Raw genomic sequence first — 14,229 nt, 5'->3', positions numbered from 1 at the left:
ATGTCTGACCTGTTTCTAAAAAAATGCAAATGTCCCTACTGCTTAAAGGAGACGACGACGAAACGCGTCCTGTCGCGCCATGTCCGGATCGAGAAGACGGAGTTCGACGGCTTCATCCACTACACGGGCGAGAACGTCTATTTCTATGAACCCGTCCAGTGCGAACACTGCCACTTCCTCTTCCACGAGTCGTTCGAGAAGCTGCGCAAGGAGGATCGTCCGGTCCTCGAGGAGAAGGTGACGAATTTCTTCCCACTCCTGCCGTACGCGCGGACAGAACGGACGCTCGAGCAGGCGCTCCACCTCTACAAGCTCTGCCTCTACACGGCGCAGCTGTCGCACCAGAAGGACGCGATCCAGGCGATGCTCGGGATGCGGATCACCTGGCTCTACCGGATGCTTGGCGACGCGGAGAACGAGCATCTCTGGCTCGAACGGACGGCCGAGAAGTACGAAGCCCTTTACCTCGACTACTCGGATCCGGTCCGCAGCGGGATCACGCACGATACGCTCCTGCTCCGCCTTGCCGATCTCTACGCGTCACTCAACCAGTACGAGAACGCGAAACGCTGGTACAGCCTGATCTTCGCGAACAAGGAAGTATCGGAGTCGACACGCAAACAGGCACGGGAACATTGGAACGACTACAAGGAGACGCATGCCAGTTAAGGCACGCGTCTCTTGTTTGATTTCTTATTGTTTCAACGCCTTCAGGTTCGAATAGTCTTGTAGCGCAACTTCAAGCTTCTGACCGGCATCCGCATCTTCGGGAGACTTCTGCTTCAGTGAATCGATGTAGCGCTCATATTCAGAGATCAAGTCTTCATACTCCGTGAACTTCGAGATCGCCACTTCCTGATGGTCTTGGAAGTGGCGGGCTTGCGTTTTCAACTTTTCGGCGTATGCGTTCGAGGCCTCGACATACCCATCCTTCTTCCCTCGATATTGCCCTTTCTTGTACAGCGACGTCTTGCTGATCGCCAGTTCGATGTCCGCTTCCATTTCTGCCTTATGTATCGTCACGCCTGCCTTGAAACCGTACTTGACGATGTTTTGACCAAGTTCGATTGCGTGCAGTTGCGGCAAAGCCGCACGCCGAATCAATCGCTTCATGCTTCCCATGATTTACTCCACCCCGTCCAATTTATTTTTGAATCCGCCGAACACAAATTCTTCTTTCACCTGCTGAATGAAAGCGGCGTCGCTGAGCAGGCGATGGATCGTCACGATAAGGCCGCCGATGTCGAGATATTTTACCTGTGATTTATCACCAGCGTATGCTTGGAGCGCCACGTATAGCACATTGCTCGTCGAAGCGATCAAGTTCGAATAGCTGAGGATCTTCCGTGTCTTCACCTCGTAGATTCGCTCGCTCCCGTCCCGTGCCGCGTCAAAGCAAAGGCGATGGACCATCGCGATCAGCATGTTGATCGTCGCGGCATAGGCCGCTTGCTTCCCGACCGTCAGGACGTTCGCGAAATCGAGACCGTACTTCGCGACTTGCTGTGCGAACTGCGGGGAGAGCGTACTGATCACAGGAAGCGGGATCCCTGCCGTCGAATGCATGTCCGACTTGTAATGGATACCTTGCTTGATCAACGCGGCAGCGACCATCGCCTTGCCTTCCTTCCCTTCGTCGAGCAGCTGGCGTTTCAGATTGTCGAGCACTTGCAGCGTCTCGGCTTGCGATGCGATCAAATCGCGCGCGTCCCCCCGCATCGTCCGCCCGGTCCGGACATGGTACGACTGGAAGTCCCACGTCGTCAGCGTGCTCGTCAAGATGTTCGACGTGCCGAATACCCAGCCGAGCAGCGGATCGTGGCCAAGCGTCCGGTAACGATGGGAGTGGCCGCTCAAGTTCAAGTTGAACGTCGGACTGCCGAAGATCGCGTCATACGGGACCGGGTTCGAGATGATTTCCGGCAACGTTGGCTGATAGAGACCGGACGTTCGGTTGCTCGCCTCCTTGACACCGTTCTTCACCTTCTTCGCGGCATCGGCGTCGTTCAGCCGCTGTTCGAACGGCGTCAGCACATACTGACGCACACACTGGAGTGCGACCGCAAAGAACAGGAAACCGAGGTCCGTCTTGTTCAGTCCCGTCTGCGCGGCGAACTGTCGCTCGAGATCAGCCAGGTGCACTTCCGCATTTTTGGCAACACCTGCGACCCGCTCCGTCTCCATCCGTGTCGCTTCCATCTTCGAAACGACCTTTTCTGCTTCACCCTTGAGTTGTTCCCGACGTTTCCGCAACTCTTCGATATCCATCTAACTCGCCTTCTCTCTTTAAAAAACGCCGCTCATCTCTGAGCGACGCCTCGATTCATGATTCTCTTCTGTACTTCTCTTCCTCGTACGCGTCGGGTTCCTCCGTCACCGGCTTCTCCGCCGCTTCCCATGACTCGAGCTCAGGATCCGGCTCGATGATTTCCTCGTACGTGCCGTCTGCATGATAGATTGGTTTTTCGATGTCCTTCTTCTCCTGTCGTGCCATGCCCTTCCCCTCCTTTGAAATCGGAAAGTCTACTGACGCGAATCGAAATAAGGTGAAAAACTGCCTTCCACTTCGTCGTAAGGATCGACATAGGACTTGCGCGTCGACTTCGTCTGACGCATCTGTCCCATCTGTACCCCTAATCTAGCGTGTTCCACCGATAATTTCAAGTCGATCGAGCGGCTGTCAGCGACGAGTTTTCGGATGACGTCCTGATCGGCGATCGTCAGGTCGGCTGAGTGCGCCTGGAGCAACTGTTCCCGTTCATTCAATAGCGATTGAACGCGCTCCATCCAGACGTCATATTTGTCTTCCTCCGGCACCTGTTCGAGCAAATCGATCAAGTGCTTCGTCTTCAGCAGGAGCGGGCTGAGCGGACTCATCGCGTGCGCGCGAGCTTCATCGCTTCTTTCCACGTCTCACGGAATTCCTCAGCGAAGCCGACGACCTCGTCGAGTGCGACGGTATCGTTCTTGATGTTCGCGTCGATCAGGCGGCTCTGCATGTAGTCATAGAGCACGTTCATTTCGTTCGCGATTGCGATCGACGTGTTGAGCGTGATCTGAAGTTCGGTGATGATCGCCTGCGCCTTTTGGATGTTCGTGTTCTTCTCCTGGATCAAACCTTGCTCGATGCTGCGCTTCGCGATCAAGGTGAACTTGATGAGTCCCTCATAGAGCATGAGCGTCAAATCTTGGGGTGTGGCCGTCGTGACGGCGTTCGTCTGATAGGTGGCATATGGGTTCATCGTGTTTCCTCCTTGATTCATTGACCGAGATAGCCTGCGAGCGTCGCAGACTGACTGTTCGCTTGGTTCATCGCCTGTTCCATCGCGGCGAAGCGGCGGTAGTAGGCGTCTTCTTTGCGTTGAAGTTTGTCTTCCCATGTCATGATACTTTTATCAACTTCAGCTAGGCTTTTCCCTAGACGATACGTTGTCGCAACAGCTCCATCAAGACCTGCGACTTGAGATATTTTCGTACGTGATGCCGTTGCAAACGTTTGAAGCTGTCGAGCGAATCCATCCTTCCCGATGTTCGGATCAGGAGTAGCCGGTAATGGCGGAGGTGGTGGCGCCGTAGCCGTGAACAACTTATAGACGCCATCTGGATGTTCCTCAAGCATCTTCTTCAATTTCGTCTCATCGATTTTCAGCTTGCCGCCGTCACGGAAGTCGCTCGTCGTCGTGATGCCGATTTGAGACATGTATTGAAGACCAATCGTTTTGTTGTCTTCGACGTAAGTATATCCCGATTCGATTTTATTCGAGAGCGTACTCCGAAGATCTTGCATCGTACTGCGCAAATAACTGTCATTGCGCAGTACTCCGCTCATTGCCTTCTCTTCCCACTTCTTGACCTCGTCTTCGCTCAGCTCCTTGCGCTGAGCATCAGTCAACGGTTTATAATCGCTATATTTTTCCTCTCTGACCTTCTTGTTCATCTTATCGATTAAGTCGTTATACTTATCAACGAACTTTTTGATTGAATCGAAGTTTGCTTGAATGTCGTTCTTTGTAGTAATCGTAACCGGTGCTGTCGTAATGGTGTTTAATGTGATTGACACACCGTTCTGTGTAAACATGTTTGTTGTCTGTTCAAGCGTTGTGCCACCAATTGTGTATTCCGCATTCGCCCCAGCTTGCGTTGTTTTCACAGGTGCAAGTGCGATACTCCCATTATCAGTCCAGACGATTTCATCTGTTGCTTTCAACTTCCCTGTCGCTTGACGTGATAAGACCAGCTTCCCAGTCAAATCATTGAACACAGCACTTAATCCGAGTTCCTTGTTGCTGTTGATTTGATTGACAAGGTCCTCGATTGTCGCCGTTTCGCTAAGCTCCAATTTAACAGTCTTTGCCGTTCCTGATCCGTCCGCAGCGTATGTCGTCAGTTCTAGATTGGTCTTTTGTGTCGCTGCATCTATTCCGACGATTCCACTGTCCTTAAGTGTCGTCTTGCCTGTAATCGTACCACTCGCCCCTCCATTGCGTTCCATCGTCAATGAAGAAGAAGAAGCGAGATGTGTCACCGAGTCAATAGTCAAAGATCCCGCGTTAGCCGACGGACTAGCCGTCACACTGATTTTCGAACTGTCAGAAGAAGTAGCTGCCTTTGACATATAGTTCTTTGACAGCAACATGTCACTCGATGCAGTCCGGAAATCGAGCAACGCACGGTTGATTTCCCGATACGCATCGCGTTGCCACGTCAATGTCTGTTTCTTTTGTGCGAGACGATCGACCGGCGCACGCTCTGCCGTCATCAGTTGTTTGATCATCGTCTCCGTGTCGATCCCACTCGCGAGACCGCTCAGTCGTATTCCTGCCATCGAATCATTCCTTTCATAAAAGCCTTGTTTAGATACGCTTGTCGATCAGTTGATTGAACTCCATGAAGGCCGCAAAGAAGTCAAGCTCCTTCTTGTTCGGAATCTCCTTGACGACATTGTTGTTCGTATCGACTACTTGGATATAGTATTCATTTAGTTTCTCGTGTTTGATGAACTTCAAGCCGGTCCGTTGCAGTTCCAGTTTGACGTTCGCCTGCTCAATCGCTTCCTCGAGTTTCGTTACGTGTTGAGGTGTAGGCAAGACGACGATGCCTTCTTCTTGGAGTTCAGTCTGGTTCGCTTCAACGAACACGTTTCGGGTTTGCTCATAAGGGAGCACAGCAGGAGGGAGATGAAGACGCACTTCCGTGTTGATCGAATTCATGCTTTTGTTCCTCCTTGAATTTTCTCTACTTCTTTTATCGGACAACACACTCAATTTCTGAACGACGCTTTCAACATTTTCAAAAAGGGAATCGATTTAAAAGACATATTTGGAGTTGGACCATGCTGATTGATGAATTGACGACTGAACAGCAAGCAATCCTGCTCGCCAGCATCCTCGCCGACGGAGAAATCACGAAGTGTTATCCGGGTTCGAGGCGCAAGAACAACAGCTACCGGGAACACTTCGGTGAGAACCAGCGTTTTTACCGGGAATGGAAACAGCAAGCGTTGCCTGAATTGTTGTATATAAGGACAAAAAATCTCGTCTCTAAATCATTGCCCCTCTTCACTGAACTTTTCCCTCACTATTATCCGCTCGATAAAAAGACGATTCCTTTCGACTTATTGACTCGCTGCACTCACCCCCTCTTCCTGCTTGTCCTCTATCTTGATGATGGCTCACTAATGATTTCAAAACGATTGAACCAAAAGAATCAGCTTTACGTAACGCCATCTATTGCACTTTATCTCCAGTCCTTTCCTAAAGACGTACTGGTGACTTTTAGTGAATGGTTGAATGAGACCTTCGACGTGAAGTTCAGGCTCTCCGGAATTCCATCCGGTCACGGTCACTTCTTAAAGACGACCAAAGTGGAAGATACGCTATCATTTCTAAAAAAGATGAAGTGTTATATCGCAGAGCTCCCTGATTTCGCATATAAGCTTGACTGGGAGACGCGTCTCGAAGCCATTCAATCTGATTTTCCGCATTCCACTTTAATCACTTCTCTGCCGGCACGTCCATATACTGAACAGGAGTGCAACTTTCTCACCAGACTGAAACAGCAAGGCCTTACTGATCAGGAAATCGCAACTACCCTCGGACGTTCTTACTGGTCAGTCGTCTACAAACTCAGACAATTAAAAAAGGCCATGGACAGAAGTCCATGACCTGAAAAATCGATTGTGCCAATTGCGATTAACGGAGCAACTGGAGAACGCCTTGCGGCTGTTGGTTCGCTTGCTACGCGCACTTGCTTTCGCAAGTGATAAGACTATATCTTCATCCTCTTTATCGAGGAGCTGGGCACTTCCCCCGCCGTTTACGGAGTACGGATTTCATAGCCATCGGACGAATCCATTAGGCCGTCTATCCTAGTCGTTGAACCTTCACCAAGGTTTCCCTACAGGTGCTTGGCTGCTGATTGTCCAATCCTTTGCGTTTTTCAGAACGGTCACGCCCGCCGTTTCCAGCCACGTTGTCGTACGCAGGGCTCTCAGGAGTTCCAGCAATTCACCCAGTCATGATCTGAACGGTTACCCGATCAGACGCCCGGTGGAATCAATCATCGAAGGAGTTGAAGTACGCCCTGCGGTGTTTGATTCGATTGAGCCAACATTGCTTGTGCAGCTTGTGCAAGAATCGAGTTCTTCGTTTGGTTCATCATTTCTTTAGCCATGTCAACGTCACGGATACGTGATTCCGCAGCTGTCAAGTTTTCAGACGATGTTTTGAGGTTGTTGATCGTGTGATCGAGACGATTTTGTGATGCACCTAACATAGATCGTTCCGAAGAAACCGTCTTGATTGCGTTATCAATTGAAGTGATGGCTGCTTTTGCAGTTAGTTGGGTTTGAAGACCTGTAGCACCAGCTAGCCCTGCATCTTTCAAGGTGTTGATTGCCGCTCCTGTAGTCGCTCCCGCTGAAGCTGTTCCTGCTGCAAGGAATCCATTATTGTCTGCACCTGCAGTTACGGTGAAAGCCGCACTACCCTCAAAAACAATATCCGCTCCATTTGCCGTTACTTTTACACCCTCAGTATCTGAAAATGCTTGGTTCAATCGAGCCGCCAACCCTGCTGCATCACCAGTATAATCTTCATCAATGACAATTGAAGTATCTCCGATTGTCAATGTTGAGTTAGTTGTCGAGAAATCGAGACCAGTTGTTGTGACAGAAGCACTAGTCACACCTGCAGTTCCCATATTCGCACTACCCATCGCACTGATAGAGAGAGTCATTTCTTGTCCTTCATTAGATCCAATTTGGAATTTCTTCCCTGAAAAACTACCATCTAGAAGTGCTTGGGTGTTAAACTCTGTATCAGATGAAATTCTATCAATTTCATCAACTAATTGGTTAATTTCTTTTTGCATTTCTTTACGGTCATCATTTGTAGACGTATCGTTTGAAGACTGAACTGCTAGTTCACGCATCCGTTGAAGGATATCGTGCGTTTCATTCAAAGCACCTTCAGCAGTTTGAATCAATGAGATACCATCTTGTGCGTTACGTGAAGCTTGGTCAAGACCACGGACTTGCGCACGCATTTTTTCAGAAATCGCAAGACCAGCTGCGTCGTCGCCCGCTTTGTTGATGCGAAGACCTGAAGCAAGTTTCTCCATTGATTTACCTTGAGCTGCAGAAGCGCTCGAGAGTTTGTTGTGCGTGTTAAGTGCAGTGATGTTGTGATTGATAATCATTTTAGTTTCCCTCCATAGGAATGAATTTTTTGTCTCTTCGAAGATCCTTCTTCTCCGAGATGCGTCCCCTGGCCGGCCCAAGAGTGACGCGGTGGTTGTAGTCGATGACTGCTTCCACCCTATATATCGGAATCCCTAGCGAAAGGTTTACAGCAAAATAAAAAAATCTGCACATCATTGACCTGATGTGCAGAATTATTTTTTAGTGCCGTACCGTCTCCGCCTGGAGTTGCTCCGCGACCGCGACGAGTTCCTCCATCGCTCCGTTCACTTCACCGAGCGATGCTGCCTGATGGCCTGACGCGAGCGTGACTTCCTCGGCCGCCTTCGACGCCTCCTCGACCATCGCGAGGATGTTCGCCGTCGTGATGCCGACCTTGTCGATCTCCTGATCCGATTTCGTGATCAATTGGTCGACCGACTGGACGCGTGTGTAGACCTGCTCCGTCGACTGGTGGATCTCCTCGAACGAAGAACCCGCCTGCTCGACGAGGCTGACGCCCGTCTCGACTTCTTTACGGACGTCCGTCATCGCCGTCGCCGTCTCGGTGACGAGGCGTTTGACACCGCTAATCAAGTCGGTGATTTCCTGTGTCGAATTCGCCGTCTGTTCGGCGAGCTTCTTGACCTCGGCCGCGACGACCGCGAAGCCGCGTCCCGCGTCCCCGGCCCGTGCCGCCTCGATCGAGGCGTTGAGTGAGAGCAAGTTCGTCTGTGCCGAGATGTCGCTGATGACATCAGTGATGCGCGAGATTTCGCCCGTCATGTCGGTCAGGCGGGCGTTGAGCGTCGCCGATTGTTCCATCTTACTTGAGATCGTATGCATCGCTTCGACCGAATCCGTCGCGAGCACCTTGCCGTTCTCCGCCTCCTGTTGCATGACGGTCGCAGACTTGAGCGCCGCGTTCATCTCGGACTGGACGTTCTCCATCGTCCGTTTGACGGCACCGAGCGCGTCCATCGACGTATAGGCATGGTCGACGTTGTCCGTCATCATCTGCGACAGTCCTTCCATCGACGTCCGGATGTTCTCGCCCGACGCGTTGCCTTCCTGGACAGCCGCCGCGATTTCCTGGGCCGACGCCGTCAGCTTGTCGCTCGAGTTCGCCATCTCGTGCGCCTGCTTGCGGATATGGAGGACCATCACTTCGAGCTCGTGCATCAGCTGGTCGATCTCGTCGCCGCGCTGCGCCTCCTCGAAGTCGACGTCGAGGTTGCCGCTCGCGACTTCACGCGCTGTCTGCGTCGCCTGTTCGATCGCTTTGATCGGCTGACGGATCAGGAACTGGATCAACCCTGCCCCGATCAACGAAAGGACAAGACCGATACCGCCGCCGATCAGGACGATTTCCTGGTCCTGCATGTTCATGTGCTGGATCAAGTAGATCGTCAGCTGTGTCGCGACCGCGCCCGTGACGACTGAGATCCCGAGCACCCAGACGAACAGCCGGATTTTAAGATGTTGCCGTAAGAATTTCATCGTGAAACTCCCCTTCATGGATAAGATGACTACAATTTATTATCGGCAACTTCTATCGAACGTTTAATGAACGGCTGATGACGCGTGGTGTGAGAAATCTCCCTGAAAAAAAGCCGGACGCCCCGCCCTCGCTTCCGCAGACAAGCAATGGAGCCGCTTCGCACTCTCGTGCTGCAGGGTCTCCCTTACTTGTTATTCTGCAGGAAGCAAGGACGACGTGCGTCCGGCTTTCTGGTCTTCAATCGTTCACTTAATCTCTACATATTTATAGGAGATATCCGTCCCGACGTTGTGGCGTGCGAGATGCGTCACGCGCGTGTCCTGCAGGAAGGCGTTCTTCCGCTGGTAGACCGGCGAGATCGCCTGGTCGTCAAGCAGCAGTGTTTCCGCCTGGCGCAGCAAGTCGAGCCGTTTGCCTGCGTCGAGTTCACTTTCCGCCTGCTTCAGGAGCGCGTCGTACTTCTTGTTCGAGTAGCCCATCATGTTGAACGGGTTGTCCGTCATGAACAGGTTGAGGTACGTCGTCGCGTCCTGATAGTCCGGCGCCCAGCTCGCGAGCGACAGGTCATACTCCCCTGACGTCTCACGCGCGAGCCGTTCCTTCTTCGGCAGCGGCAGCAGCTTGACATCGACGCCGGCTTGTTTCAGCTTCCCTTGGATGTACTCGCCGACCTTCTTCGAGACGTCGTCGTCCTCGATGATCATCTCGAGCTTCAGGTTCTGCTTGCCGAGCACTTCTTTAGCTTGTGCCTGATCGTACGACGGCGCGATTTCGCGACCCTCGTCATACTTCGGGTCGAGCTCCTTCGGTACGATGTAGTCGGCCGCGAGCGAGCCGTTCCCGAGCAGCGTGTCGACGAGCCCCTGCTTGTCGTACGACGCGTCGATCGCCTGGCGCGTCTTCTTACTTTTGAGCGCCGGGTTCTTCTCGTTCATCCGGATGAAGAACATCCGCGAGTCGCTGAACGTGTTGTATTCCTTCTTGCCCTTGTAGTTGACGACGTTCTCCGAGTTGAGCGGCGCGACGTCGAGCTCGCCCGACTCGAACAGGTTGATCGCGAGCATCGGGTCCTTGATGATCTTGACGTCGACGGCGTCGATCTTGACGTTTTCCTTGTCCGCGTACTGCGTGTTCTTCTCAAGGACGTAGCCTTGCTCCGCCTTGTACGACTTGAACGTGAACGGTCCGTTGTAGACGTTCGTCGCAGGATCCGTGCCGAACTTGTCGCCCTGTTCCTTGACGACGTCCGAGCGGACCGGCATGTACGTCCCGAACGTCGTCATGCTGAGGAAGTACGGCGTCGGACGCTTCAGCTTGATCTCGAGCGTCTGACCGTCGAGCGCCGTCGTCTTCTCGACCGGCTCCATCAGGTAGGCGAACGGCGAGTTCGTCTCGAGCACCCGCTTGTAGGCATAGACGAAGTCCTGTGCCTTGACGGCCTTGCCGTCCGACCATTTCGCCTTCTCGTCGAGCTTGAACGTATACGTCTTTCCGTCGCGTGAGACGGTGTGCGACTTCGCCGCTGCCGGGACGAGTTCGTTGTTCTCGTCGAACCGGTACAGTCCTTCGTAGATCTGGTTGAAGATGTTCGACGTGATGGCGTCCGCCGGGTCGACCGACAGCAAGTCATAGCTCTCCATCGTGTGCAGTACCTTCTTGTCCGTCTTCGTCTCCTCTTGTTCCCCTGTCGAGCATCCTGCGAGCAGGAAGGCCGTGCTTGCCGCCGCGATCAATGTCTTCTTCATGTCTGATTCCTCCTGAGAAAAATGAATGCGTTGGATGGTTCGGCCCTCTTGCTACAACAAAAAGCGCCCTCTACACACAGCCTGAGCTATGTATAGAGGACGCTTGTATCCGCGCGGTGCCACCTCTGATTGGAAAGAACGAATCTCTCCCTCTCGATCGCTGGTCCAACAACCAGCTAGCCCGGTAACGGGGGCGTCCGTCCTGTCTACTCTGCTTTCAACAGGCTCTCAGCGGTCCATTCCCGTGTCGTCTTACTGCGCTAGGCTCTCACCTTCCCTAGCTCGCTTTGGCAGCAGTCACGCCGGTACTTACTCCGCGTCGTTGATTTATCGTATGGCTAACTTGTTGACAACTTTACACGCATGAATCGAACCTGTCAACACGTTTGCCTCAAGTTTTTTAGCGCAGGAACGCGAGCAGCGTCTCGTTGAACTTGTCCATCTCGTCGAGCACCGTCCCGTGCCCGCTCTCCTCGAACGGGACGATTCGGGCATTTTTGATTCCCTTCTCCATCTCGAGCGCGAACTCGAACGGGCAGATCTCGTCCTGCTTGCCGTGGATGATCAGCGTCTCGCTATCGACGAGTCCGAGCCGGTCGCGCAAGTCCTCGTCGCGGAGCGCGATCGCCGCGTTGATCGTCCCTTGCGAAGACGCGACGAGCGAGACGTGGTGGAACCAGTCGAGCAGCGGCTCAGGATGGTCTTTTGCGAAGAACTGCTTGCCGAAGCCTTTCAGCATCGACGGCCGGTCCTGCTTCGTGCTCGCGATCAATTCGTCGACTTCCTCCTTCTTCATCCCGTACGGATAGTCGTCGCGCTGCGTAAAGACCGGCGCCGCGGCGCCGGCGAGGATCAGCTTCTTGACCGGATGCTCGGACGCGTACCGGATCGCGACCGCCCCGCCCATCGAGAAGCCGAGCAGCGCAAAGTCCTCGAGCCTCAGTTCCTCGACGACGGCATGGACGTCACGCGCCATCGTCGCGTAGTCGTAGCCGGTACTCGGCGCGTCCGAGCGGCCGAAGCCGCGGAAGTCGATCCCGACGTACCGGTAGCCTGCGTCAAGCAGGGCATTCTTCTGATATTCGAACATGTCGTTGTTCGCCGGCCAGCCGTGCAGGAAGACGACGGCCTCCCCGCGACCGACGTCCTCGACATAGATGTTCGTCCCTTGTGATTGAATCCATTTTCCCATGCTGTTTCCTCCTACATTCGATTTTGACAATCTTCCTGTCTGTTCCCCCGGGCAGGAGTTCGAAACGCTTCGACTGCATACGAAAAGACCGCCAGCACGAAACGCGCTGACGGTCTGTCGAACCTGCTTAGAATGGATGCTCGTCCTCGCGACGCGCTTGCGTCCGTGCCCGGACGACCGGCTGCATCTGACCGCGCGCCGCGTCGATCAGGAGGACGATCGCTGCCGAGATGTGCAAAAACATGCCGACGACCGGGATGAATCCGATCGTCGAGGCGCAGATCCCGACGATGTTCCCGGCAGACACCTTCCCTGCCCGCGCCGTCAACACGACGACGATGATATGGAAGGCGAGCATGACGAAGAGCGGCGTATAACCCGTCCCCATGATGAAGAGCCCGCCGAGCACCGGGATTCCGAGGAAGGCCTCGAGCCCGCCTGTGACCCATTTGAGCGGCTGAAGCGCCCGTTGTTGTTCCGTCATCTTTTGTTCCTCCTCATTTGTCTCATGACTATCTTTACGCACGGGGTGCGACTAGGTTTCACTTTTTCAGAACAAAAAAGCGAAGGAGCCGCTGCCCCTTCGCCTTGCTCTCAGATTTCGAGAATGTAGAAATGATAGCCGCGTTCGACGGCGAATCCGGCGTCCTTGTAGAGTTCGAGTGCAAGGTCGTTGTCCGTCTCGACATCGAGCTCGATCTGCGTCCGGCCCGTCCGGAACAACGCCTGGACCATCAGCTTGAGCATCTTCTTGCCGTACCCTTTGCCCTGCTCCTCCGGACGGACAGCGAAGGCATGGATGCTCGCTGCCGTCTCGCTCGCGAGGAAGGCGCGGATGACGCCGACCGGCTTGCCGTGCGCGACGCCGATGTAGGTGATGCGGTCCTCCGACTCGATCGCCTGGTAGATCGCCTCTGCCTCCTCCGGCGCGTTGCCGAAGGCGAGACCGAGCGTCTCGACGATGAACGGACGGTCGGCGTCGGTCGCCTCGCGCAGCTCGAAGTCCGGGTCCGCCTTCAGGAAGAGCTGCGCCTTCTTGAGCGTCATGTTGTACTCGGTCATCCGGTACTCGGCGTTCCAGTGTTCGAGGACGCCGCCGCCCGACTTGCTGTTCTCATCGAAGACGAACGTGAACGCTTCGACGCCAGCTTCCTTCGCGTCCGCTTTCGCCGCGTCGACGAGCGTCTTCAGGACGCCTTGCTTCCGGTAGTCCGGGTCGACGAAGGCGTTGATCTCCCACTCCGTCGGCAAGTAGGCGAACGCCTGCAAGTAGCCGACCAGGCTGTCGCCGTCGTAGATCGCGTAGTCCTTCTCGCCGATCCAGTCGCTTGCGACCTTCAGTTCGATCTTGTCATGGTCGTTGACGCACTTCTCTAACTGCAGCACGTCGGTCTTCTGTTTCACTTTTTCGATTGTCCATTCCATTTCACTTCACCTCATCCTAACTATATCCACAGTCCGAAGAAAAAGCACTAGCGAATGCTAGCGCAGTCGGAACGTCTTCATCATGCTTGGCACGTCGTTGATCAGCTTCTCGATGCGCGCGTTGCCGAGCGCGCCTTCGACCGGTCCCGTCGGCAGGACGTAATAGTACGTCTTGTTGCCGCGGACGCCGAGGTACGTCCCGTAACCGACCTCGCGCTTGAACACCGCCTTCGAGAGCTTCTTCGGCTCATACTCGAGGTTGACGAGCATCTGGTCCTGCCCCTTCACCTTGTAATATAGAGAGAACGTCCCTTTGCGGGTGATGTAGCCGTACTTCGACTTGACGTCCTTGTTCTTGACGACGACGACCTTCTTGTCGCGAATCGCCTTCTCGATCGATGCCGTCGTCTTGACGCGGTAGCCGTAGCTGTCGTTCTTGATGATGCCGCCCTGATAGGCGACTGCCGCCGACGCCGTTCCCGGTACGAGAAGCACTGCCGTGAGCGCTCCGCTGATCAACTTTTTCATGATGGACCTCCCCATATGTAACCCATTTCACCAGGACGATGCCGTTTGTAATAGTGAACTATTTCCTTTTCGTGAAATAGGTAAACCTTATACTCGGAAAAGATTTGACGGAATTATCTAAATTTCTTACGATAGAGGTATCGAAACGAAATGGGGTTAG

The 14,229-nt window shown here is 53.7% G+C and carries 16 protein-coding genes and 1 other annotated feature; of the genes, 2 read left to right on the top strand and 14 right to left on the bottom strand.

The window, feature by feature from the left end; genetic code table 11:
- Window positions 1–669, top strand: a complete 669-nt coding sequence (locus tag DFG60_RS02185; protein WP_114570102.1) for a DUF2225 domain-containing protein — start codon at window positions 1–3, stop codon at window positions 667–669.
- 24 nt (window positions 670–693) lie between these two features.
- Here the strand turns inward: DFG60_RS02185 and DFG60_RS02180 are convergent, their stop codons facing one another.
- The 7 genes from DFG60_RS02180 to DFG60_RS02155 are packed head-to-tail and all read right to left on the bottom strand — an operon-like array spanning window position 694 to window position 5,210.
- The gene (locus tag DFG60_RS02180) at window positions 694–1,122 is read right to left on the bottom strand and encodes a hypothetical protein (protein WP_114570101.1); all 429 of its coding nucleotides are present in this window, start codon (window positions 1,120–1,122) and stop codon (window positions 694–696) included.
- Between the two features lie 3 nt (window positions 1,123–1,125).
- Window positions 1,126–2,268, bottom strand: coding sequence for a hypothetical protein (locus DFG60_RS02175; RefSeq protein WP_114570100.1), 1,143 nt, complete (start codon window positions 2,266–2,268; stop codon window positions 1,126–1,128).
- Between the two features lie 55 nt (window positions 2,269–2,323).
- On the bottom strand, window positions 2,324–2,494 hold the full coding sequence (locus DFG60_RS13715) for a hypothetical protein (RefSeq protein ID WP_198661529.1): 171 nt from the start codon (window positions 2,492–2,494) through the stop codon (window positions 2,324–2,326).
- Between the two features lie 29 nt (window positions 2,495–2,523).
- On the bottom strand, window positions 2,524–2,910 hold the full coding sequence (locus tag DFG60_RS02170) for a hypothetical protein (protein ID WP_232818595.1): 387 nt from the start codon (window positions 2,908–2,910) through the stop codon (window positions 2,524–2,526).
- Window positions 2,874–3,242, bottom strand: coding sequence for a flagellar export chaperone FliS (fliS, locus tag DFG60_RS02165; protein WP_114570098.1), 369 nt, complete (start codon window positions 3,240–3,242; stop codon window positions 2,874–2,876). Before fliS ends, DFG60_RS02170 begins: the two co-directional genes overlap by 37 nt.
- Window positions 3,243–3,259: 17 nt before the next feature.
- Complete coding sequence (fliD, locus tag DFG60_RS02160) at window positions 3,260–4,825, bottom strand: flagellar filament capping protein FliD (protein WP_114570097.1); 1,566 nt, start codon at window positions 4,823–4,825, stop codon at window positions 3,260–3,262.
- A 28-nt stretch (window positions 4,826–4,853) separates the two neighbouring features.
- A complete protein-coding gene (locus DFG60_RS02155; RefSeq protein ID WP_114570096.1) occupies window positions 4,854–5,210 on the bottom strand; it encodes a flagellar protein FlaG in 357 nt (118 codons plus the stop codon).
- A gap of 122 nt (window positions 5,211–5,332) precedes the next feature.
- Between DFG60_RS02155 and DFG60_RS02150 the strand changes: the two genes are divergently transcribed.
- A complete protein-coding gene (locus DFG60_RS02150; protein WP_114570095.1) occupies window positions 5,333–6,163 on the top strand; it encodes an endonuclease in 831 nt (276 codons plus the stop codon).
- 395 nt (window positions 6,164–6,558) lie between these two features.
- Here the strand turns inward: DFG60_RS02150 and DFG60_RS02145 are convergent, their stop codons facing one another.
- From DFG60_RS02145 to DFG60_RS02115, 7 genes are all read right to left on the bottom strand, one after another.
- Complete coding sequence (locus tag DFG60_RS02145; RefSeq protein ID WP_114570094.1) at window positions 6,559–7,698, bottom strand: flagellin N-terminal helical domain-containing protein; 1,140 nt, start codon at window positions 7,696–7,698, stop codon at window positions 6,559–6,561.
- A gap of 202 nt (window positions 7,699–7,900) precedes the next feature.
- Complete coding sequence (locus DFG60_RS02140; protein WP_114570093.1) at window positions 7,901–9,178, bottom strand: methyl-accepting chemotaxis protein; 1,278 nt, start codon at window positions 9,176–9,178, stop codon at window positions 7,901–7,903.
- Window positions 9,179–9,424: 246 nt separating this feature from the next.
- Complete coding sequence (locus DFG60_RS02135; protein WP_114570092.1) at window positions 9,425–10,924, bottom strand: peptide ABC transporter substrate-binding protein; 1,500 nt, start codon at window positions 10,922–10,924, stop codon at window positions 9,425–9,427.
- A gap of 92 nt (window positions 10,925–11,016) precedes the next feature.
- Window positions 11,017–11,256, bottom strand: a binding site (T-box leader).
- Between the two features lie 68 nt (window positions 11,257–11,324).
- Window positions 11,325–12,116 (bottom strand): alpha/beta fold hydrolase, encoded by a 792-nt coding sequence (locus DFG60_RS02130; protein WP_114570091.1) that lies wholly within the window; start codon window positions 12,114–12,116, stop codon window positions 11,325–11,327.
- 127 nt (window positions 12,117–12,243) lie between these two features.
- Window positions 12,244–12,600, bottom strand: coding sequence for a hypothetical protein (locus tag DFG60_RS02125; RefSeq protein ID WP_114570090.1), 357 nt, complete (start codon window positions 12,598–12,600; stop codon window positions 12,244–12,246).
- Window positions 12,601–12,710: 110 nt separating this feature from the next.
- Window positions 12,711–13,541 (bottom strand): GNAT family N-acetyltransferase, encoded by an 831-nt coding sequence (locus DFG60_RS02120; RefSeq protein WP_114570089.1) that lies wholly within the window; start codon window positions 13,539–13,541, stop codon window positions 12,711–12,713.
- Between the two features lie 57 nt (window positions 13,542–13,598).
- Entirely contained in the window at window positions 13,599–14,069 is a 471-nt protein-coding gene (locus DFG60_RS02115; RefSeq protein ID WP_114570088.1) for a hypothetical protein, read from the bottom strand.
- Window positions 14,070–14,229: the final 160 nt, after the last annotated feature.

The sequence above is a fragment of the Exiguobacterium flavidum genome, from assembly GCF_003344535.1.
Classification (GTDB): Bacteria; Bacillota; Bacilli; order Exiguobacteriales; family Exiguobacteriaceae; genus Exiguobacterium_A; species Exiguobacterium_A flavidum.
The sequence above is the reverse complement of the archived record's forward strand: the minus strand, read 5'-3'. Positions and strand labels throughout refer to the sequence as shown.